Origin of the sequence: Paracoccus xiamenensis (assembly GCF_011308835.1) — a bacterium.
GTDB classification, from domain to species: Bacteria; Pseudomonadota; Alphaproteobacteria; order Rhodobacterales; family Rhodobacteraceae; genus Paracoccus; species Paracoccus xiamenensis.
Genome location: NZ_JAAOHY010000008.1, coordinates 129,408 through 150,653, shown reverse-complemented (window position 1 = coordinate 150,653; position 21,246 = coordinate 129,408). Strand labels below are relative to the sequence as shown.

23 protein-coding genes are annotated in these 21,246 nt (G+C 63.7%); 5 read left to right on the top strand and 18 right to left on the bottom strand.

Translation table 11 applies throughout. The features are described 5' to 3' along the window. Positions 1-56: 56 nt before the first annotated feature. From G7044_RS15435 to G7044_RS15425, 3 genes are all read right to left on the bottom strand, one after another. Complete coding sequence (locus tag G7044_RS15435) at positions 57-2,078, bottom strand: efflux RND transporter permease subunit (RefSeq protein ID WP_166330460.1); 2,022 nt, start codon at positions 2,076-2,078, stop codon at positions 57-59. A gap of 3 nt (positions 2,079-2,081) precedes the next feature. Next, entirely contained in the window at positions 2,082-3,179 is a 1,098-nt protein-coding gene (locus G7044_RS15430) for an efflux RND transporter periplasmic adaptor subunit (RefSeq protein WP_235931343.1), read from the bottom strand. Positions 3,180-3,249: 70 nt separating this feature from the next. Continuing rightward, on the bottom strand, positions 3,250-4,320 hold the full coding sequence (locus G7044_RS15425) for an alpha/beta hydrolase family protein (protein ID WP_166330456.1): 1,071 nt from the start codon (positions 4,318-4,320) through the stop codon (positions 3,250-3,252). A gap of 203 nt (positions 4,321-4,523) precedes the next feature. Between G7044_RS15425 and G7044_RS15420 the strand changes: the two genes are divergently transcribed. The 3 genes from G7044_RS15420 to G7044_RS15410 all read left to right on the top strand — a co-directional run bounded on the left by G7044_RS15420 (position 4,524) and on the right by G7044_RS15410 (position 7,186). Beyond that, positions 4,524-5,222 (top strand): response regulator, encoded by a 699-nt coding sequence (locus tag G7044_RS15420; RefSeq protein WP_166330454.1) that lies wholly within the window; start codon positions 4,524-4,526, stop codon positions 5,220-5,222. Next, positions 5,219-6,412 (top strand): sensor histidine kinase, encoded by a 1,194-nt coding sequence (locus tag G7044_RS15415; protein WP_166330452.1) that lies wholly within the window; start codon positions 5,219-5,221, stop codon positions 6,410-6,412. Before G7044_RS15420 ends, G7044_RS15415 begins: the two co-directional genes overlap by 4 nt. Before the next feature lie 126 nt (positions 6,413-6,538). Then, complete coding sequence (locus tag G7044_RS15410; RefSeq protein ID WP_166330450.1) at positions 6,539-7,186, top strand: DUF2147 domain-containing protein; 648 nt, start codon at positions 6,539-6,541, stop codon at positions 7,184-7,186. Positions 7,187-7,201: 15 nt separating this feature from the next. On the opposite strand, the gene G7044_RS18245 is transcribed toward G7044_RS15410, so the two are convergent. Then, positions 7,202-7,399 carry a helix-turn-helix domain-containing protein gene (locus G7044_RS18245; RefSeq protein WP_166330479.1) on the bottom strand — a complete coding sequence of 66 codons (198 nt, stop codon included), beginning with the start codon at positions 7,397-7,399 and terminating at the stop codon, positions 7,202-7,204. A gap of 37 nt (positions 7,400-7,436) precedes the next feature. Between G7044_RS18245 and G7044_RS15400 the strand changes: the two genes are divergently transcribed. Next, entirely contained in the window at positions 7,437-7,685 is a 249-nt protein-coding gene (locus G7044_RS15400; protein WP_166330477.1) for a helix-turn-helix domain-containing protein, read from the top strand. Between the two features lie 18 nt (positions 7,686-7,703). On the opposite strand, the gene G7044_RS15395 is transcribed toward G7044_RS15400, so the two are convergent. The 8 genes from G7044_RS15395 to phnG are packed head-to-tail and all read right to left on the bottom strand — an operon-like array spanning position 7,704 to position 13,762. Next, positions 7,704-8,834 carry an alpha-D-ribose 1-methylphosphonate 5-triphosphate diphosphatase gene (locus tag G7044_RS15395; protein ID WP_166330448.1) on the bottom strand — a complete coding sequence of 377 codons (1,131 nt, stop codon included), beginning with the start codon at positions 8,832-8,834 and terminating at the stop codon, positions 7,704-7,706. After that, on the bottom strand, positions 8,831-9,358 hold the full coding sequence (locus tag G7044_RS15390; protein WP_166330446.1) for an AAA family ATPase: 528 nt from the start codon (positions 9,356-9,358) through the stop codon (positions 8,831-8,833). The genes G7044_RS15395 and G7044_RS15390 overlap by 4 nt, the downstream gene beginning before the upstream one ends. Continuing rightward, positions 9,355-10,038, bottom strand: coding sequence for a phosphonate C-P lyase system protein PhnL (phnL, locus tag G7044_RS15385; protein ID WP_166330444.1), 684 nt, complete (start codon positions 10,036-10,038; stop codon positions 9,355-9,357). The genes G7044_RS15390 and phnL overlap by 4 nt, the downstream gene beginning before the upstream one ends. Before the next feature lie 2 nt (positions 10,039-10,040). Then, the gene (gene phnK, locus G7044_RS15380; RefSeq protein WP_166330475.1) at positions 10,041-10,811 is read right to left on the bottom strand and encodes a phosphonate C-P lyase system protein PhnK; all 771 of its coding nucleotides are present in this window, start codon (positions 10,809-10,811) and stop codon (positions 10,041-10,043) included. A gap of 17 nt (positions 10,812-10,828) precedes the next feature. Then, entirely contained in the window at positions 10,829-11,671 is an 843-nt protein-coding gene (locus tag G7044_RS15375; protein ID WP_166330442.1) for an alpha-D-ribose 1-methylphosphonate 5-phosphate C-P-lyase PhnJ, read from the bottom strand. Continuing rightward, on the bottom strand, positions 11,668-12,759 hold the full coding sequence (locus tag G7044_RS15370) for a carbon-phosphorus lyase complex subunit PhnI (RefSeq protein WP_166330440.1): 1,092 nt from the start codon (positions 12,757-12,759) through the stop codon (positions 11,668-11,670). Before G7044_RS15370 ends, G7044_RS15375 begins: the two co-directional genes overlap by 4 nt. Continuing rightward, positions 12,759-13,316 carry a phosphonate C-P lyase system protein PhnH gene (gene phnH, locus G7044_RS15365; RefSeq protein WP_166330438.1) on the bottom strand — a complete coding sequence of 186 codons (558 nt, stop codon included), beginning with the start codon at positions 13,314-13,316 and terminating at the stop codon, positions 12,759-12,761. Before phnH ends, G7044_RS15370 begins: the two co-directional genes overlap by 1 nt. Beyond that, complete coding sequence (gene phnG, locus G7044_RS15360; protein ID WP_166330436.1) at positions 13,313-13,762, bottom strand: phosphonate C-P lyase system protein PhnG; 450 nt, start codon at positions 13,760-13,762, stop codon at positions 13,313-13,315. The genes phnH and phnG overlap by 4 nt, the downstream gene beginning before the upstream one ends. A gap of 85 nt (positions 13,763-13,847) precedes the next feature. Between phnG and phnF the strand changes: the two genes are divergently transcribed. After that, positions 13,848-14,564: a phosphonate metabolism transcriptional regulator PhnF gene (gene phnF / locus G7044_RS15355; protein ID WP_166330434.1), complete on the top strand. Its 717-nt coding sequence runs from the start codon at positions 13,848-13,850 to the stop codon at positions 14,562-14,564. Here the strand turns inward: phnF and G7044_RS15350 are convergent. From G7044_RS15350 to G7044_RS15325, 6 genes are all read right to left on the bottom strand, one after another. Continuing rightward, entirely contained in the window at positions 14,552-15,169 is a 618-nt protein-coding gene (locus G7044_RS15350; protein WP_166330432.1) for an LbetaH domain-containing protein, read from the bottom strand. The genes phnF and G7044_RS15350 overlap by 13 nt on opposite strands. Position 15,170: 1 nt before the next feature. Next, the gene (gene phnE / locus G7044_RS15345) at positions 15,171-16,484 is read right to left on the bottom strand and encodes a phosphonate ABC transporter, permease protein PhnE (RefSeq protein ID WP_235931342.1); all 1,314 of its coding nucleotides are present in this window, start codon (positions 16,482-16,484) and stop codon (positions 15,171-15,173) included. 5 nt (positions 16,485-16,489) lie between these two features. After that, complete coding sequence (phnE, locus tag G7044_RS15340; protein ID WP_166330428.1) at positions 16,490-17,347, bottom strand: phosphonate ABC transporter, permease protein PhnE; 858 nt, start codon at positions 17,345-17,347, stop codon at positions 16,490-16,492. A 58-nt stretch (positions 17,348-17,405) separates the two neighbouring features. After that, the gene (phnD, locus tag G7044_RS15335; protein WP_166330426.1) at positions 17,406-18,314 is read right to left on the bottom strand and encodes a phosphonate ABC transporter substrate-binding protein; all 909 of its coding nucleotides are present in this window, start codon (positions 18,312-18,314) and stop codon (positions 17,406-17,408) included. Positions 18,315-18,333: 19 nt separating this feature from the next. Next, the gene (gene phnC / locus G7044_RS15330) at positions 18,334-19,158 is read right to left on the bottom strand and encodes a phosphonate ABC transporter ATP-binding protein (protein ID WP_166330425.1); all 825 of its coding nucleotides are present in this window, start codon (positions 19,156-19,158) and stop codon (positions 18,334-18,336) included. A 266-nt stretch (positions 19,159-19,424) separates the two neighbouring features. Continuing rightward, on the bottom strand, positions 19,425-21,140 hold the full coding sequence (locus G7044_RS15325) for a PQQ-dependent methanol/ethanol family dehydrogenase (RefSeq protein WP_328803867.1): 1,716 nt from the start codon (positions 21,138-21,140) through the stop codon (positions 19,425-19,427). Positions 21,141-21,246 lie beyond the last annotated feature (106 nt).

Here is a 21,246-nt window from a genome sequence, read left to right as displayed (position 1 = left end):
GCTGTAAATCCTCACGCCCTCCCTGCTGACGCAGAAAGGCAATAGGTGGACGACTTTTACGCCGCCCGCAGCAGCACCATGCCGCCGCTAACGTGGACTAATTTCGCACCGCCGTTCTCACCCACTCTGTTACGCCATGCCGACACGACATCCAGAATGGGAACCTTCGGGCGCTGCGCCACGGGCAGCAGTTCCGCGAAAATCTGCGCGCTGCCTGCGTCATTGATAATGGTGAAGATGGTCTTGATTGGCGGGCTATCCATACCGGTTTCCGCCGCGAGTTCGGCATTCAGGTCATTGGCTGCGGCCTCGATCCGGTCGATATTGGCGCGTGTCAATGCAAACGGCGCGCGGGCGTCCATTTCCAGATTAACCGTAATGACCTGTCCGGGCACATCGGGAAAGAACACGGTCTTGATCTTGCCCTTAACCATCAGGCCAAGCCCCAGCAAAATCGCGGCGATGAACAGGATCAGAACCCCATACCGATGCCGCACCGAAGTCACGAGGACGGGCGCATAGATCCTGTCGCGAAACCAACTGAGGCCGCCTTGCGCCCCATCCTGCACCCTCGCCCAAAGCCGCGTCACCAGATAGCGCCGCCGCCGCGTCAGCGGGACATGCGCCAGATGGGCGGGCAGGATGAACTTGCTTTCGATCAGCGAGAAGATCAGCGCCAGAATGACGATGCCCGAAAACGCGGCCAGCGCCTTGCCCAACGGGTTGTCGATCAGCAGCATCGGAAAGAAAGCGGCGATGGTCGTCAACACGCCGAAGACCGTTGCAACCGCGACCTGATTGACGCCGCGCTCGGTCCCGATGATCGGATCGGGTTCCTTGTGCCGTTCCTCGAAAACGCTTTCGCCGACGACGACGGCGTCGTCCACAAGGATGCCAAGCGCGATGATAAGCCCGAATGTGGTGACATCGTTCAGCGAATAATCGACCCATTTCGACCCTGCGACCGCAATGGCCCCCATGACGGAAATCGGAATCCCCATCGCCACCCAAAGCGCCAGCCGCACGTTCAGAAAGACCGAGAGCATCAGCGCCACAAGGATCAGCCCCTGCACCCCGTTAGAGCGCAGCAATTCCAGCCGGTCGGCGATATAGCCCGCACTGTCGCCCCAGATTTCGGCCTGTATCTGCGGCGGCAATTGACGGCTGAAATCCTCGACCGTGGCGCGCACGACACGGCTGACATCCAGCAGGTTCTCTTTCTGGCCGATCAGGATTTCCATGCCGACTGTCGGGTTGCCATTCAGGCGGAACAGGAAATCGCCACCCACAAAGCCGTCATGGATCGTGGCGATATCCCCCACGGACACGACCGCGCCGTTGTCACGTTCAATAACCGGCAGTGCCGCGTATTCAGGGGCGTATCTTGCCCTGTTGTCCGCACGCAGAAAGATCGTGCCGGCATTTGTCCGCAATTCTCCGGCTTCGAAGTTCAGCGAGTTCTGCCGGATGGTCGCGGTGACATCTTCAAGCGTCAGGCCATAGTGGCGCAGGCGATCGGGGTCGATCTCGATCCGCATTTCGCGCGGGATCAGCCCCCAGATGTTCAGCCGCGACAGTTCGGGCTGGGCCAGCAGTTCCTCCTTCAGCCGTTCAGCCAGCGCCTGAAGGGTGGCAGGGTCAGCGTCGCCATGCAGGTTCACATAAAGCGCCGGAAAGTCGAAACCCGATGCCTCGATCAAAGGACGGCGTGCATTTGCAGGCAAATCGGTAAGGCCGTCGATGCGAATTCGCACCCGGTCCAGCACCTGTTGCAACTGCTGGCCACCGGCGCGGCGAACGGTGATCGTGCTAAGGCCCGCCTCTGACCGCGAGGTGATGCTGCGCACGCCCTCCAGCCCCTCAAGTGATTGTTCGACTTTCTGGGTTATCAGTTCATCCACCTGTTCGGCGGTCGCATCCGGGTAAGTGATCGAGACGGTGACACTTTCCGGCGGGATACGCGGAAAGCCCTCGATCCGAATGCCGAACAGCGTTTGCGCGCCAAGAAACAGGATCAGCGCCATCAGCAGATTGGCCGCGACCGGGTTGCGGATAAACCATGATGTCAAGGCTTGCATGGCCTAGCCCCCAACCTCTTGCGGGGTCACGGCCTGACCCGGAAGAAAATAGGCAAGCGGGTTTCTTGCCACGCGCAGGCTTGCGGCGCCGTCCGGGCTGGCAATCGTCAGCGTACCGTCCGCGCGGAACAGGATCTTGGGGCTTATCCGCTGCAACAGGTTGCCTTCATCGACCAGCCAGACAAAGCCCTCGCGCGTCAGCACGCTTTCGGGAAGCGTCAGCGTGTTCGCGATGGAACGGCCGGGAATTACTACGCGCAGAAGGTCGCCGGAAAGAATCCGGCCACGCGGACCCGCAACGTCAAGAAACAGGCGGATCTGACGGGTTTTCGGATTCAGAAATCCGCCGCCGCCGCGAATAGTTGCCTCACCCAATGACCGGCCGTCTGGATGATACAGCTTCGCCGTCCTGTCGGTTAATGGCTGTTCCAAAAGCTCCCAATCGGCCTGGCTGATTTCGACGATCAGTTCGAATTGCCGGTCATCTGCCAACTGGGCCAGCGGTTCACCCGCACTAACGGATTGGCCAAGGCTGGCGCTGCGCTTGACGACGAAGCCTGAAAACGGCGCGGTCACCTCGGTCTCGGCCAGTTCCTGCCGGGCTGCCTTCAGCCGGGCCTGCGCAACGGCAACCGCCTTTTCCGCCACGCGAAGCTGTGGCAACCGGATCGCCAGTTCTGCCGGTGGCTTTCGCCCCTCGCGCTCGAACTGTTTGCGGGCGACACGGACATCGTTCCCGGCGCGCAGCAGCTCTAGCTGTGCCTGTGCCAGTTCCATCTCTGCCGAGGCGACCGCGCTTTCATATTGCGACTTCTCGATAGAGAACAGCGGATCGCCCCGACTGACGCGTGTCCCGGCAAGGGCCGCATCGTGGACGGTCAGAATACGGCCCGTCACGCTGGCCCTCAGTTCAGCATCCCAACGCGGGCGAACCTCTGCGAAGGCCGAAACCTCTGCCTGAACCGTCTGGGGCGCGACGGTGATGACGGAAACAACGGGCGGCGGCATTTGCACGGCGGGCTGGACATCTACGGTATCGTCGATGTCCAGCAGCACCAGAACGACACCGATCAGGATGACGACAGAAATGGCGAGCCACAACCATTGCCGTCTTCTTGCCTTTGGCTTCTCGTGCATGTCTGAGCCTTGTTTTTTTCGTGTTCTTTTCTGCTCAGCGCGCGGCAATGGGTTCCTGATCGCCCAGACCCAGGCCTGCCGCCCAGTCGGCAACCAAGCCCACCGCGCCGTCCGCAAAGGCATCCGCACCAAAGAACCCGATCGAGATGATCCGGCGGGTCAGCCCCCAGCCGACAGAGACCAGCCGGTCCGATTTGGTCGGCAGCAGGGAATGGTCCGCGTCGGGAAGAACGACGACCTCAACCGCCCCCGGCGTCCGCGCGAGGATCCTTTCATAGACTCGGGCGCTTTGCGAAAAATCAACGTTCAAGTCCCTGTTCCCGAAAACGGCAAGGACAGGCACATCCACCTTGCGCAGGTCTTCTTTCGCATCGCTGCGAAGGTTCAACTTCGCAAAGGTCCACCGATCCGCGCCCATCTGGTCCCGGCAGCAAGCAGGCGCTTCTTTCATGAAATCGAGATAGGCCTCATGGCTTGCATCCGCTTCCATCAGCCCAACCAGCAGACGGTCGAACCTGAGGGCCTCTGATACTTCTGCCTCAGTGGCACCCTGCAGGTGCATCCTGTTCCGGGTCATGTATTGCGATTGTTCAATCCAGTTGATGGCGCCGGATACGGAGATCATGAAGGCGAGTTCCGGATCGTCAGCGATGGCCTTGGGCATGACCCAACCCGCCTGACTGAAGCCCAACAGCCCTATCGCGTCAGGCCGTATCCGGCTGTCTTGGCGCAAAGCGGCGGTGGCGGCGGCAACCTCATCCGCCCTGCCCTGCATTGACTGGCGCAACCAGTTTCCGGTTGAATCGCCGACGCCCGGCTTGTCCCAGGAATAGACCGCAAAGCCCGCATCGTTCAGCGCCTGCATGAACGGCCGGTAATAGCCGTGCGCATCCCAAGGCAGCGCCCCATCGCCATGCACGAATATCACCGCAGGATAGGGTCCAGCGGCATCGGGCAACAGCAATTGACCGGCAAGCAGGTCTTCACCATGCCGAAAACCCAACCGCTCGGGCGACGGACTGCTTGCGCATGCGGCCAGCAACGCAATCGCGCCGCCAATCAGTGCGATGAAAAGCAGCCGGAAAAGGCGAAATTGCGTTGGCATTGGGTGGTCCTTTGGGTGTTGGCGACCTCAGCAACCGCAGAAGTCAGTTTGTCGGGTGCAGAACTAGCAGCGGCCGATCCATTACCTTCCAGAATATGATCCAGATTGTGTGGAGGCTGCGCTGCCTCCATACAATCTCCACGCGTGGCGGTTCCTGTCTGCATATTGTTGGGATAATTAGATAAAAAATTCGGACGGTCGCCATGAGCAATCAGCTGATCCTCATTGCCGAGGATGAACACGAGATCGCCGAGATTATCGGCACCTATCTGGAGCGGGCAGGATTTCGCACCGTGACCGCCGCGGATGGTGCACTGGCGCTGTCTCATTTCCAGCACTTCAAGCCCGATCTGGTGGTTCTGGATGTCAGGATGCCGAAACGGGACGGCATCGAGGTGCTGCGCGTCATTCGGCAAAGTTCCGATACACCCGTCATCATGGTCACAGCGATGGCAGAGGATGTCGAAAAGATCTCTGCGCTGCGCCTTGGTGCAGATGACTATGTGGTCAAGCCGTTCAACGCACTTGAGGTGGTCGAGCGCGTCAAGACCGTGCTGCGCCGGGCACGACCGGGCCCTTCGACGCATGGGCGGCAGTTGACGGTCGGGGCATTGATTATCGACGAAACCGCGCATTCCGCTTTCGTGGCGCGTGAGGCGGGGCGTTCGGCAATTCCACTGACCCAGACCGAATTCACCCTTGTCGCCCATATGGCACGGACGCCGCAGCGTGCCTTTTCCCGCGCGGAACTGATCGACGCCTGCCTGCCCGACAGCGATACGCTAGAGCGCACCATCGACAGCCATATCTCCAACGCGCGCCGCAAGCTGGAACTGGCGGGGATCGCAGGTTTTCTGGAAACGGTCCGCAGCGTGGGTTACCGTCTGGAACCGCTGGAATGAGCGCGCGATCAAGGACATTGCGCACGCAACTTTCGCTGGCAATGATCTTTGTCGCCCTCACCTCGCTTGGTGTTTTCATCACCGGCATGATCGCGTTTTACATGCGGCTTGGGTCAAGCTGGCAATCCGGCCTGAGCGAAGTAAACCGCGACACGCTGCAGACGCTTGTCGATGGTGGAACGGTATCACCGGACGCGCTGACAACACTGGTCGGGGCATTTTCGCTGTCCTGGGGTGGCGGCTTTGCAAGGGCAGAGATCGCCTCGCTGGCGATATTGATCGTTCTCGCAACGCTGGTGGCGGTGATCGGCGGCATCCTTGTCGCCCGCAAGCTCAGCGCACCTATCGAAAGCGTGACGCGCGCCGCCCTCAAGATCGCGGACGGCAATCTGGACGCGGAAATCCCGGAAACGGCAGGCAGCGCCGCCGAGACCGAGGATTTGGTGGCAGCTTTCCGCACAATGGCCGGCGGGCTGGAGCAGGCAGAGCGCGATGCAATCGAATCCTCTGCCGCAATCGCGCATGAGCTGCGCACCCCCCTGACCATCCTGCGCGGGCGCCTGCAGGGGCTTGGCGATGGCGCATTCTCACCTTCGCGAGAGATGACCGATGGACTGATCGCACAGGTCGACACGCTATCGCGCATCGTGGATGAACTGGGCCTTCTGTCGCGGCTCAGCTCCGGCCGCTTCGAGTTACAGATCATCGAGATCGAGCTGGCCGATGAGGTGAACCGGGTCATCACCGCCATGCGCCCCGATCTTGAACAACTGGGGATAGCGCTGGAAACATCGCTGACGCCCGTTCGCCTTCTTGCCGATCCCGCCCGCGTCAGGCAGGCGCTGGCTGCCCTGATCGACAATGCCCGGCGATATGCCGCGGCGGGCGGATATCTGCGCATCTCGTGCTTCGCGAATGGTCGATACGCCTGCATCGCGGTCCGCGACCACGGCCCCGGCATCACCCCGGCCGAGCGGGAAAGGGTCTTCGACCGATGGTGGCGCGGCGACAAATCCCGCAATCGCGCCGAGGGCGGAACAGGGCTTGGGCTGGCCATCGTCCGGGCAATTGCGCAGGCACATGGCGGCGACACGGCCGTGACGGGCGCGGCCAGACAGAAGGGCGCTGAATTCACCCTGAGACTTCCCCGCCATCAGGCAGGCGGCCCAGTCAAGGACATGCCGCGATAGGCTGCGCCGCAAGGCAGCGCGGCCTTCCCGACGATGCAATCTCCACACGACCTGCACATGTTCTCGGGTCTGGGCCAACGCCCGGCGTCTAATGTCTCGCGCAATATCGCAATACAAGGACCGACCATGAACACCCTGCCAACCCGCAAGGATCAGCGACGCTCAAACTGGCGCAATGCGCGCTTTGGCGTCGTCATCATTGCCGGCATTGCGCTTGGCGGCTGCACGCCGGACGCGCAGAACGCAGCCATTGCCGCGCGTGACCCAGACCCTATTGAAGGTTATTGGCATATCGCGGCTGCACAAAGCACGGTCCTGCTGGAACCCTGTAAGGCCGGCTCTGACAAGCTCTGCGGCAGGTTGGTAAAATTCGCCGGGGATCCGAACCAGCGTGACCTTCAGAACGCTTCGCTTATGGATTGGGGACAGAAAATCTGCGGCAGCAAGGTGATCTTCGATTTGACCCGCACGGAAAGCCCGACGACATATGCCGGGCGTTTCTACGACCCCGAAGACGGAAACTATCTGAATCTTCTGGTGTCCGCAGTCGCGAAAAACCGGATGGAAACTCGGCTTTATCACGGCGCGGATATGGATGAAGCGCTGAACCTGGCGGTGACATCCGCCATCGAAGGGAAGATCCCGGTCTTCGACACGATCTCATTGGCGACCCGCGCAACAATCGGCAAACAGCATCTTGGCGAAAACATGGTCTGGTTGCGCGTGCAGAAACCACGCGCCGCTTGCGACACCTCTCTGGTTCCGGCCGAGTAGCGATTTAGCAGCGTATCAATAGCCGCTTTGTCTCCGCAGTTGTTCGGTTTTCCAACGTCTCGGCGAAACGCCGAAATGTTGGCGAAAGGTGCGGGCAAAATGGGACGGGTTGTCGAAGCCGGCGCGCTGCGCGACGCTCAGGATATTGCAGGTCTGTTCCTGCTCCAGCAGAGCTGCGGCATGTGCCAGTCTTCGTATGATTGCGAACTGCAGCGGCGAGCGCGTCTACGGGTATGGCAATCGTACCTGAATCGGCCTGACCATATTCCATCGTGTTCGCCGGCTCGTCGGGACCGCACCGCTGACCGACCTGACCGAATGGCCCATGCGACTCGCCGAGCGCGTCTTGCGAGACGACAGGACGCCCGTTGCCACGATCACCCGCTCGCTCAGCTATTCTTCAGAAAGCGCCTTCAGCAACGCCTTCAAGCCGATCAACGGCAACTTTCCGACAGCTTATCGACGCGTGGTTCGCGCCGAGCCAGAAGGGGCGACCTGAAAAATCCGCAGCGCAGTTTCAGCCGACCTGGCGCCCTTTGCTCCACACCGCGCGCGTGACCGGCAAGCGGTTCGTGCGGTCCAGGCGGACGAGGTCAGCGCGCAGGCCCTCGGCGATCCGGCCGCGGTCGGTCAGCCCCGTTGCATCTGCGGGCGTCGCCGTTACCGTGGCGATGGCGCGCGGCAGATCGTCCCAGATCGCCGCCAGCCGGAAAGCCGCCAGCATCAGGCTGGAGGGGATGTAATCCGATGACAGGATGTCCAGCAGCCCCGCCCGCGCCAGTTCCTCGGCGGCGACATTGCCGGAATGGCTGCCGCCCCGGATCAGGTTCGGCGCGCCCATGATGACCTTGATGCCGTTGTCGCAACTGGCCTGTGCCGCTTCGACGGTGGTTGGAAATTCGGCCAGCCGGACGCCGTGCCCGCCGCCGGTGACGACCTGTTCGGCGGTGGTGTCATCGTGGCTGGCCAGCGTTGCGCCCAGTTGCTGCGCGATCCGCACCGCCGCGGCTTCGTGCTTTTCGCCGATGCGGATGCTCAGTTCCTGCAGCATCGCCACATGGGCGGCGAATTGGGCATCGCTCATCCCGTGCTTGCCCTTCTCGTATTCCTCCAGCTTCTTCAGGTCGCGGAACTGGCGCTGTCCCGGCGTGTGATCCATCAGGCTGACCAGCCGGACGCGGTGATCGGGGCCGAAGGCCTCCATCTCCTCGATCAGGGTTTCGGAACAGATCTCGGCGCGCAGATGGATGAAATGGCTGATCCGGGTCGCGTGGCGCGCGGTCAGGGCGTTGATTTCTTCCGCCAACGCCCGGGCATAGGGCGCATAGCCCTTGCCCGCGCCATAGATGGAACCCACCCGCAGGGCATCGAACACCGTGGTGATCCCGACCGAGGCGAGTTCGCCGTCATGGGCAAGGATCGCGGTTTCATGCGGCCAGTCGACGCCGGGGCGCGGCAGGATGTGGCGTTCCAGATTGTCTGTATGCAGTTCGATCAGGCCGGGGATCAGCAGGTCGCCCCCGCAATCGATGGCGCCGGGCGGCACCGCGCCCCCTTCGGTGATGCCGGCGATCTGTTCACCCTCGATATGGATGGCGCCGCGCATCACGCGGTCGGGCAGCACCAGATCGGCATTGGCGAGGATCATTGCGAAAGCTCCTGTACTGCGGCGATGAAGGCGGATCTCGCATCCGCCAGCGCGCCGGAATTGTCTATGGTTATCACCGTCAGCCCTGCCGCGTCGAAACAGGCATCGCGCGCGATGCGGGTGCTGATATCGGTTGCGCTTTCACGCCCCCGTCCCGCCAGCCGGGCGGCAAGCGTCGCGGGGTCTGCCGTGACATGGATGACGCCAAGGCCGGGCAAGGCACCGGCCGCCTGTGGCAGCACCCGGCGCGACAGGTTCATCAGCCAGATCCCGGCCCCCGAAGGATGCGGCACCCCGTAACGCAGCCCATGTGCCTGCCAGTCCAGCACGAAATCGCCCTTCGCACGCCGGCGGGCGAACTCGTCAGCGGCGACAGCTTCGAAATCTTCGCTGCTATCTTCGCAAGGCCGCGTTATCGCACGACGGGCCAGCCGGATCGTTGGCAGAGCGCGGGCGGCGGCGCGCATCAGCGTATCCTTGCCCGCACCCGAGGGGCCGACAACCGCAATCACGTTGCTGCTCATGCCGCCCGCCCCGGCGTGAAGCCGGTCACATCGACCTGCCGGTCGCACAGCCGGTCCCGCGCGGCCTCGTCATGGAAGATGCCGAGGATTGCGGCGCCGCGCGCCTTTGCCTCTTCTATCAGGCTGAGGACGGTTTCACGATTGGCGGCGTCAAGGCTGGCGGTCGGTTCGTCCAGCAGCAGCGCCGGATAGGGATGGACGAAGCCGCGCGCGATGTTGACGCGCTGCTGCTCGCCCCCGGAAAAGGTCGTGGGCGACAGGCCCCACAGGTTCGGGGCGATCTTCAGCCGGGTCAGCAGATCAGCGGCCCGCGCCTCGGCCTGCGCGCGGGGTTGCCCGAGCGCCAGCAGCGGTTCGGCCACCACGGTCAGGGTCGGCACGCGTGGCACCACGCGCAGGAACTGGCTGACATAGCCAAGCGTCGCCCGGCGAAGCGCAATGATCTGGCGCGGCTCGGCCCCCGAGACCTGCGTATCACCCACCCGGATCATGCCGTGATCGGTGCGGTAATTCCCCCAGATCATCCGCATCAGCGTCGATTTCCCCGACCCCGACGCACCGGTCAGCGCCACGCATTCGCCAGGCGCGACATGCAGGCTTGCGCCCTCCATCACCCGCAACACGGTGCCGCCCTGATTGTGCAGCGTGAAGTCCTTCGCCACGTCTTTCGCTTCGATCATCGTCACACCTGCAGAACCGAGGAGACCAGCAGCTGGGTATAGCCATGCTGCGGGTCGTCCAGAACCTGATCGGTCAGGCCGCTTTCCACGACCCGCCCGTCCTTCATCACCATCAGCCGGTCGGCCAGCAGCCGCACCACCGCCAGATCATGCGTCACCAGCACCGCCGACAGCCCCATGTCGCGCACGAGGCCCCGCAGCAGATCCAGCAGCCGCGCCTGCACGCTGACATCCAACCCGCCCGTGGGTTCGTCCATGAAGGCCAGTTTAGGCCCGCTGACCAGATTGCGAGCGATCTGCAAGCGCTGCTGCATCCCGCCCGAGAATTGCGAGGGGCGGTCGTCGATGCGGCGGGCGTCGATCTCGACCCGTTGCAGCCAGTCCTCGGCAGTGTCGCGGATGCGCCCGTAATCGCGCGCGCCTGTGGCCATCAGACGCTCGCCCACATTCCCGCCGGCGCTGACGCCCATGCGCAGCCCGTCGCGCGGGTTCTGATGGACAAAGGCCCATTCGGTCCGGCCCAGCAGGCGGCGATCAGCCTCCGCCATGGTGACCGTATCGACCGGGCCATTCGCGCCCCGCCAGACCACCTGCCCCGCATCGGGCTCGAGCTGCCCCGACAGGCAACCCAGCAATGTCGACTTGCCAGAGCCGCTTTCGCCGACGATGCCCATCACCTCGCCCGGCCACAGATCAAAGCTGACATCAGCGCAGCCGATGCGCGCGCCGTAGCGCTTGGTGATGCCGCTGACCGACAGGATCGGGCCGGTCATCTGCGGATCAAACGCGGTCATGCCGCACCCCCTTCCGCGCGCCGGGCGCAGTAATCCGTATCGGAACAGACAAACATCCGCCCGCCCGCATCATCGGTGATGACCTCGTCCAGATAGCTGTCACCCGATCCGCAGATCGCGCATTCATGTTCGGCCTTGGACGCCACGAAGGGGTGGTCATCGAAATCGAGGCTGACGACCTGCGTATAGGGCGGCACGGCATAGATCCGCTGCTCTCGCCCGGCCCCGAAAAGCTGGATTGCCGGGCAGTCGCTCATCTTCGGATTGTCGAATTTCGGGATCGGTGAGGGGTCCATGACATAGCGCCCGGCCACTTCGACCGGATAGGCATAGCTGGTGGCGATCTCGCCGTGCCGCGCGATGTCTTCGTAAAGCCGGACCTGCATCAGCCCGTAATCGGCAAGGGCGTGGATGCGGCGGGTCTCGGTCTCTCGCGGTTCAAGAAAGCGCATCGGTTCGGGGATCGGCACCTGATAGACGAGGATCTGATCCTCGGTCAGGGGCGTTTCGGGGATCCGGTGGCGGGTCTGGATGACCGTCGCGCCACCGGTGCTTTCGGTGGTGGCAACGCTGGCCGTGCGCTGGAAGAACTTGCGGATACTGACGGCGTTGGTGGTGTCGTCCGCGCCCTGATCGAGCACTTTCAGCACGTCATCGGGGCGCAGCGTGGCCGCCGTCACCTGAACGCCGCCCGTGCCCCAGCCGTAGGGCATCGGCATCTCGCGGCTGGCGAAGGGCACCTGATAGCCGGGAACCGCCAGCCCTTTCAGGATCGCGCGGCGGATCATCCGCTTGGTATCCTCGTCCAGATAGGCGAAATTATAGGCCTGATCGGTCATTCCGCAGCCTCCTTTGCGGCATCGGCCGTGCCTGCCCGAAGCCGCCGGACCAGTTCCAGTTCAGCCTGGAAATCAACGTAGTGGGGCAGCTTGATATGTTCCAGAAAGCCCGTCGCCTGAATATTGTCGCAATGGGACAGCACGAACTCCTGATCCTGCGCAGGCGCGCCTTGATCGTCCTCGCCCAACTCGCGCCAGCGCAGCGCCCGGTCGACAAGCGCCATGGCAATCGCCTTGCGCTCGGTCTGCCCGAAGGTCAGCCCATAGCCGCGCGTGAACTGCGCCGGTTCGGTTTTCGAGCCCTTGAACTGGTTCACCGTCTCGCATTCGGTCAGTTCGACCTCGCCCAGATCAATCGAGAAGCCGAGCTCCGGGATGTCCATTTCCACGGCGACGGTGCCGATCCGCAATTCGCCCACGAAGGCGTGGTTGCGGGCGTATCCGCGCTGCGTCGAATAGGCGAGGCCAAGCAGGAAGCCTTCATCCCCCCGCGCCAGCGCCTGCAAACGCAGGGGCCGGTCGGCGGGCAGTTCCAGCGGCTCGCGCGTCAGGTCGGGGGGCGCGGCATCGTCGGCGGGCGCATCCTCGATCAGCCCGTCGCGGTTCAGGAAGGACAGGATATGCGGCACCTGATCTGGCGCGGCTTCGGGAAGCGCAGGCGGATCGGCGGGCAGTTCGCCGTCGGCCATCAGCCGGAAATCCAGCAGCCGGTGGGTATAGTCGAAGGTCGGCCCCAGGATCTGGCCGCCCGGCGCGTCCTTGAAGGTGGCGCTGATCCGGCGCTTGACCTGCATCGCCGCCGTATCGACCGGCAGCGAGGCACCGAAGCGCGGCAGCGTGGTGCGATAGGCACGGATCAGGAAAATCGCCTCGATCATGTCGCCACGCGCCTGCTTGATCGCCAGCGCGGCAAGATCGGGATCGTAAAGCGAGCCCTCCGCCATGACCCGCGCCGTGCCGATGGAGAGCTGGTCACGGATCTGCGCGCTATCCAGTGCCGGCTGGTCGGGCGGCCCGCGGCGCGCGCGGTCCAGCCAGTCATGGGCCGCATCAATGGCGCGTTCGCCCCCTTTGACGGCAACATACATCAGCGCACCTCGGTCGAGCGGGGCAGCGCCGCCAGCCTGTCGCCGCCGCAGAAGAAGGTGTCCCAGCCAAGCGGGAAGCGGGCGCGATTGGCGATGAAGGCCTTGCGCTCTGGCAAGGCCAGCTTTGCCTTGCCCTTGATGCCGGGGCCGCGCAACTCCGCCGGTTTCGCATCGAAATCATGCCCGTCCACGATCAGCGTCGCGGCGCGGTCGGGATATTCCGGCGTGCCGATGGCGAAGCGGTCCAGCGGGGTCAGTGCGGCCCATGACCCAAGCGCGAATACGGCTTCCTCGGCCGCGACGACCGGCGCGCCGCAGTGGAACGCGATCCACTGGCGCAGCGCGGGATTGTCGTGATCGCCAGCCAGATGCAGCGGTGTCGTCCGGTCGACCAGGACCAGCAGCACCGCCGCCGCAGCGCTTGATATCGGCGCCGGGCCGCTGTGGCCGGTCAGCGTCTCGACCCGGCCCGGCCGTGCGGTCACCTTCAGGATCGCGCGAAAGGCGATGGCGGATTCGATGGCGGGATCGGCGAAACCGCCGGACAGTTCGTTCATTCGTCTTCTCCGCGAACGAGGGTGAAGAATTCGACACGGGTGCGCGCGGCCTCGGACGCGCTGGCAGCGCGGCGGGCGGCTTCTTCGCTGCGCAGCGGGGTCAGGATGTCGGCCTCGATGCGGGATGGATTGTCCTGCGCCAGCGCATCGGCAAGTGCGGCGCGCCTTGCATGGTCCTTGTCGCGCCCCTGCACATAGCCATGTCCGACCGTGCCGCTGCCCGTCAGGCGGATCGAGGCACGCGTCACCGTCATCTCGCCCAGGTTAAAGGCCGCACCCGTGCCCCCTGCCCGGCCGCGCACCATGACGGTGCCGATTTCGGGCGCGCGAAGAAGTTCGTGATCCGGGGAAACCGGCAGCAATTCCGCCAGCCGCGCCGGTTTCGCGCGGGCCAGAAGACCCAGAGCGTCGCGCCGGAAGGCCTGCATATTCTCAGGTGACATCATCTGAATCTCGCCCTATACAACTAGACATCTCTTAGCCCGATCACCTGTTTCGGGCAACTCCTGAACCGTGAATATTTGGTGACAAATGAGTCTGTGGCAGAGCATCGCCGACACCCTTCGCACCGAGATTGCCGCCGGTCAGTGGCGACCCGGCAACCAGCTTCCGCCCGAGGCGCAACTGGCCGCCCGCTTCGGCGTCAACCGCCACACGCTGCGCCGGGCGGTCCGTGTGCTGGCCGAGGAAGGCTTGCTGTTTTCACGCCGGGGCGCGGGTGTTTTCGTGGCCGCCGCGCCGGTCGAATACCGGCTGGGCGAGCGTGTGCGCTTTCACCGCAATATCGAACTGGCGGGCCGTGTTCCGGGCCGGGTCATCGACAGCATCGCGACCCGCAACAGCGACCGGACCGAGGCCAAGGCGCTGGCGATCCCGGTCGGCGCAGAGGTTCACGTCGTCGAAGGCGTCTCGACCGTGGATTACCGGCCAATGGCCCTGTTCCGGTCGGTCTTTCCGGCCGATCTGTCGCCCGACCTGTTCGCGGCGCTGTCGCAGGAAGGTTCGATCACGCGGGCATTGGCGTTTTGCGGAATCGCCGATTACACCCGCGTCAGCACGCGGATGACCGCGGCGCTTGCCAATGAAACGCAGGCAGCGGCCCTTCAGATCGCGCCGGGCGATGCGCTTTTGCGCACCGAGGCCATCAACGCCAGCGATGGCCGGATGATCGAACGCGGGCTGACCTGGTGGGCGGGGGAGCGCGTGACGCTGATCCTTGACGGCAAGGACGGCGATCAGGGTTCGTAGCGGTCCAGAAACTCCATGACCGGCAGGCGGCGGAAATCCGGCAGGGCCTCGCGCAGGCGGGCGTGATCCCAGTCCCACCATGCCAGTTGCATCAGCCGGTCACCGATTTCTTCAGGAAAGCGGCGGCGCAAGGGTTTTGCCGGGCATCCGGCGACAATCATCCAGTCAGGCACGTCATGGGTGACCACCGCCCCCGCCGCGACAATGGCACCGTGTCCAATGCGGATCTCTGGCTTCACGATGGCACCGTGCCCGATCCATGTGTCGTGACCAATTTCCGTGCGCCGGGCGGCCCGGGCGGCGAAGAAATCGGGATCGGATTCCGCATCGTCCCAATAGTATTCCGACCGATACAGGAAGTGGTGCAGGCTGGCCGTGGTCATAGGATGATCGGTCGGGCCGATCCGGGTCACGGCGGCGATATTAACGAACTTCCCGATGGTCGTATTGGCGATGTCGGACAGCCGCTCGCAATAGCTGTAATCGCCGAATGTGCTGTTTAGAATGCGGGCGCCCTCGCCCACCTCGCAATAGCCGCCGAACTGCGTGTCGACGACCTCGGCGCCCGCATGGATCAGCGGCCTGTCTGGCGAAAGTTTCGGCATCTCACCCCCTGATCAACCGCGCCCGGATTTTGCCTGAAACCCAGTCCATGGCAATCACCAGAAGGACCACCAGAAGGATGTAATAGGTCACGTGCTCCCAGTCCTTCTGGGTCTGGATCGCCTGCACCAGCAGAAGTCCGATCCCGCCGCCGGTGATGGCGCCGATGATGGTGGCGCTGCGGGTGTTGGATTCGAAATAATACAGAAGCTGCGACAGGATCACCGGCGCGATCTGCGGCATCACCCCCCAGCGAATGCGCGGCAGGGCGGCGGCGCCGGTCGACCGCAGCCCCTCGACCGGTTTCTCGTCGACATTTTCCAGCGCTTCCGAGAAGAGTTTGCCGAAGCTGCCGGTATCGGTCATCAGGATGGCAAGACTGCCGGTCAGCGGCCCGGGGCCGAAGGCGCGGGCCAGCACGATCGTCCAGATCAGCGCATCGACGCCGCGCAGGAAGTCGAAGATCCGCCGGAAGACCTGCCGCACCACACGCGAGGGCGCGAAATTCGACGCCGCCATGAAGGCCAGCGGCAGCGAGATCAGCCCGGCCCCAAACGTGCCCAGAAACGCCATCAGCAGGGTTTCGAACATGGCCCAGGCCACATCGCCGTGATGCCAGACGCTGTTGGTCCAGAAATCATGCGCCATGGCGGCGATATTTGGCCGCCCCTGTTCAAGCCGATCAGAGCTGAATGCCAGCCCGATCAGTTGCGGAAGCGATTTGCCGTGAAAGGGGCTGGAAAGGTCGAAAAAGAACAGCTCCCACCCGGGCGAGCGGCGGAAGACTTCGGTCCGAGAGCGGGTGACGGTCAGCCGCGCACCGGCGGGCAGCGTGGCGGTCAGGCGCTTGTCGGACAGGTTGATCCAGTCCGGCGGATCGGTGATGTCTGTCTCGATCCCGGTCGCGGTGGGCGTGATATGGAAGACCTCGCCCTGCGCGTCCAGCGTGACCGCGCCGTCCGCGGCGATGGTGACGCTGTTGTCGCGCTGCAATTCAACCGTCACGCGGCCATCGGGCGCGGCCGTGATCCAATCGGGCTGCTGCCCGGGCGCATAGGTGGCATTGCGCATGCCTTCGATGGCGGTCACGACCTCGGGGTCGTCGGCCCGGTTCTGGCGTGTCACATGGGTCTTGTAGGACCAGAAGTCCTGTAACAGCAGCGCCCCGTTATCCCACCGCGCCCGCGTGGCCAGCCCGGCCAGATCAAACGCGACGGCGATATAGATCAGGTAGGCCAGCACCACACCGGGCACGGCCAGCGAGATGATCCGCCGCCGCCTGAAACCGGCATGAACGCCCGCATTCAGTTCCGCCATCGCCATCAGATCCGCCCCCCGCTATTGCCGCGCACCAGCCTTTCGCGGGCCATGCTGGACAGCTGGTCGAAGAAGACGATGGTCAGGAACAGCAGGATGAAGATCGCCGCCGCCGCGTCATAGCGGCCCTGCCCCCAGCTGATCGCGTTGCGCAGCTCATACCCGATGCCGCCCGCGCCCACGAAGCCAAGGATGGCGCTGGCGCGGATGTTGATCTCGAACCGCAGCATGGCATAGCTGATCCAGTTCGGCGCGACCTGCGGGATGACACCGAACCACATGCGCTGGATCCAGTTGGCGCCGACCGATTGCAAGCCCTCGACCGGCTTCGGGCTGGCGTTTTCGGCCACCTCGGAAAACAGCTTTCCCAACGCGCCGACCGCGTGGAAGGCAATGGCCAGCGTCGCAGGCACCGGACCACCGCCGAGGATGAAGATGAAGACAAGCGCGATCACCAGCTCCGGTATGGCGCGGGCAATGTCCAGCAGCCGCCGGAAGACCGGGATCAGCCGCGGCCAGGGTGCCAGACCCGGGGTCGAGATCAGCGCCATGATGCCGCCGCCGATCACACCGATCAGGGTCGCCACGGCGGCAATGTTGATCGTCTCGATCAGGGCCGGGACGGCGTTCAGCATCAGGCCCGGCAGGTTGGCGGCCTTGGCTGCGGCCTCGGCCACAAGTTCGGCGGGAAAGTCGAGGATCTGCGGCAATCCGGCCCAGAAACCGCCGGCATTGCGATCATTCGCAAGCCCGAAGCCCGAGATCATCAGAAGCGCAAAGACCGCCCAGAGCAGCCCCGAATACAGCCGCTTGCGACCGGCAGCGGCGCGGTATTCGGCAGAAATCTGGATGGTGTCAGTCATGGCAATTCCGCAAGTGAAAGCGGCGCGGGGATCACCCCCGCGCCGCAGGTGCCGGGGCTTAGCTGCCGGCGGCTTCTTCGGCCTGACGGACCTCTATGATGGTCTGATAGGCGTCATGGGTGACCGGGGTGAAGCCGGCGGTCTCGCCGCTGGCGACGCCATAGGCGCATTCCTTGTCCGTCTCGATCAGGCCCGCCATCAGCGCGGTCATCTTGTCCTTCACGTCCTGCGGTAGCGCCTTGCGCAGCACCAGCGGACCTTCCGGGATCGGGTTCGAGCGCCAGATTTCCACGATGTCGTTCATATCGACGATGCCGGAATCGGCGGCCTTGCGCAGCGCGCCCGAGTTATAGCCGTCTTCCCATTCGCCCTGACCGTCGGCCCAGGTCACGCCGCCCGCGACATCGCCATTGACGACGGCGACGATGGTCTGTTCATGCCCGCCGGTGAATTTCACATCCGAGAAATAGGCACCCGGCTGAACGGAATAGCCGGCCTTCGGCATCTCGACCGCCGGGATCAGATAGCCCGAGGTCGAGTTCGGATCGCCAAAGCCCAGCACCTTGTCCTTCATGTCGTCCATGGACGTGATGCCGCTGTCGGTGCGGGCAAAACCGACCGAGAAATAGGTCGAGCTGCCGTCGAGATTGGTCTTGACCAGAACCGGCTCGACCGCTTCGGGATCGGTCAGATAGGCCTTGGCATAGCCAGAGGCGCCAAGGATCGCCATGTCCAGCGTCCCGCCCAGCAGGCCCTGGATCACGCCGTCATAATCGGCGGGGGTGAACAGCTTGACCGGCACGCCCAGCTCTTCCTCGGCATATTTGCGCAGACATTCGTTGCTGGTCATGCGGTCCTGGGCGTTTTCGCCGCCCAGCACGCCGATATTGAAGCCGGCAATCTCTTGCGCGGCGGCCGGGATGGCCAGGCCCGCGCCCATCAGCGCAGCGATCAGGGTGAGTTTCATTTTCATCTCCTGTTGAGAATTATTCCGCCATCATCCGCTCGGCATAGGCACGATCGCCGGCGGCTGGTCCGTCGATGGCCGTAGAGGTTGCCTTTTCGGAAAACTCGGCACCGGCGCCGTAGATGTCGCGGGCGACGCCGGTGGTCAGTTGTTCGGGCGTGCCGTCAAAGACGATCCGCCCCTTGCGCATCCCGATCACCCGGTCGCAATAGCGCCGCGCGGTATCCAGCGTGTGCAGGTTGGCGATGACCGTGCGGCCATCCTGTTCATGGATCGCGCGCAGGCTGTCCATCACCACCTGCGCGTTCATCGGATCAAGACTGGCAATCGGTTCATCGGCCAGAATGATCCGGGGGTCCTGCATCAATGCGCGGGCAATGGCGACGCGCTGCTGCTGGCCACCTGACAGCGCCTCAGCGCGCTTCCCCGCCTGTTCGGCAATGCCAAGCCGGTCCAGGATCGAAATCGCCCGGTCGATGTCCTCGCGCGGCCAGATGTTGAACAGGGTGGACAGCGTCCCGCGCTTGTTCAGAAGCCCGTGCAGCACGTTCGACACCACATCCAGCCGCCCGACCAGATTGAACTGCTGAAAGATCATCGCGCAATCGGCCTGCCAGCCACGCTTGGCCCCGGCCTTCAGCGCCAGGACGTCGCGCCCATCGACCAGCAGCTTGCCTTCGCTGGCGTCGGTCAGGCGATTGATCATACGCAGAAGCGTGGATTTTCCGGCGCCCGAGCTGCCGATGATACCGATCATCATTGGTCGGTCGATGGTAAAGCTCGCCTGATCGACGGCGCGCGTCGCGCCGAAGATCCGCGTGATTCCCTTTGCCTCGATTCGCATCTGCGCCCGTCGCTGTCGTTTCGGTTGCGGCACGAATTAGGCACCGCTTGCGACAGTCGGACGTCGAACAGGTGACAGTCCGATGACGTCTTGGTCAGAGAACACGGAAGCAGCCGGATTGCGTTGGCCCATATGAAGCCGGTCCAGAAAAGCGACGTTTTCCTGGAATCCTTGGGGCCAACTGCCGGGCATTCCGTCAGCATGGCAGCATCAGGCAGGCGCCACGCAAACGCGGCGCCTGCCCCTTACTGTCCCTTGTACCCGTTTCAGTTCGGCAGTTTGAACACCCAGATCGAGCCGCCCTGATTGAGGTAGTTGACCTTCTTCGCGACCTCGCCACCCCAGAGCGGCACGGCCCCACCCCAGCCCGAGGCGACGGCGACATATTGCTGCCCGTCCATTTCCCAGGTGACAGGCTGGCCGACGACGCCCGAGCCGGTCTGGAAAGACCACAGTTCCTCGCCGGTCTCGTCATCGAATGCCTTCAGGAAGCCTTCCGGCGTGCCGGTGAAGACCAGACCGCCGGCGGTGGTCATGACCCCGCCCCAAAGCGGTGCTGCGTTCTTGTAGGTCCACTTGACCTCGCCGGTGTTGGGGTCGATCGCCTTCAGCGCGCCGATATGGTCCTCGAACAGCGGCTTGATGGTAAAGCCCGCACCCAGATAGGCGGCGCCTTTCTTGTAGTTGATCGGCTCGTTCCAGATATCCATGCCCCATTCGTTCGATGGCACATAGAACAGCTCGGTCTTCTGCGAATAGGCCATCGGCATCCAGTTCTTGCCGCCAAGGAAGCCCGGCACGGCAAACACCGTCTCGCCCTTGGCACCATCGGCTGCCGCAGCCGGATCGCCCGGACGGTTGGCCACATTCCAGACCGGAACGCCGTCGGCGCCGATCTCGCTGGCCCAGTTCACCTGTTCGACAAAGGGCGTCGCGCGGACAAAGCCGCCATCGGCTTCGTTCAGGATATAGAAGAACCCGTTGCGGTCGGCGGTCGCCAGTTGCCGGGTGCCATCGGTGGCGGTGAAGGGCACAACCTCGTTCACGCCGTCAAAGTCCCAGCCTTCGTTGGGCGTGGTCTGGAAATGCCACTTGATCTCGCCCGTGGCCGGATCAAGCCCGATACGCGAGGCAGCATACAGGTTGTCACCGGGCCGCAGATGCGAGTTCCAGGGCGAGGGGTTGCCGGTGCCGACAATCACCGTATCGGTTTCGGCATTGTAACTGGCGCCCATCCAGGTCGCGCCGCCGCCGGTCTTCCAGGCGTCCCCTTCCCATGACGCGTTCAGCGTGCCGGTCATGGTGGTTTCTTCGCCGTTCATCGTGCCGACATGACCCTCGATGACTGGACGCGTCCAGACCAGCTCGCCGGTATCGGCATTGCGCGCCTGCATCTCGCCGACGACGCCGAATTCACCGCCAGAGTTCCCGGTGATGACCAGCCCGTTCACGATCAGCGGCGCGGCGGTATAGGAATAGCCGGCCTTGTAATCCGCGATCTCGTCGCGCCAGACCGCCTTGCCGGTTTTCAGATCCAAGGCGACCAGACGCGCATCCAGCGTGCCGAAGATGATCTTGTCGTTCCAGATGGCTGCGCCCCGGTTGACCACATCACAGCAGGGCAGGATGCCTTCGGGCAGGCGGGCATCATATTGCCAAAGCTCCTCGCCCGTTTTCGCGTCGATCGCATAAAGACGCGAATAGGAGCCGGTGACATACATGATGCCGTCATAGATCAGCGGCTGGGTTTCCTGCCCGCGCTGCTTTTCCCCGCCCATCGAGAAGACCCAGGCCGGCACCAGCTGGCCGACATTTTCCTTGTTGACCATCTCCAGCGGGCTGAAGCGCTGAAGGTCGCGACCCATCCCGTTGGTCACGATCTGGTCGGTCGTGGTCGCATCATTTGCGATCATTTCTTCCGTCACATTGGCAAGTGCTGCGCCACCGCTGAGAACGGCGGACAGCAGCGCAGCCTTGAGCATACGCGAGCGCGATCCGAACATTTTTCATCCTCCTCCGCTGAAAGTCGTTCTTCGCGCAGTATTCGCCCTGGCCCCTCCGGCGCATATGCGACCTTGGTCGCTACGA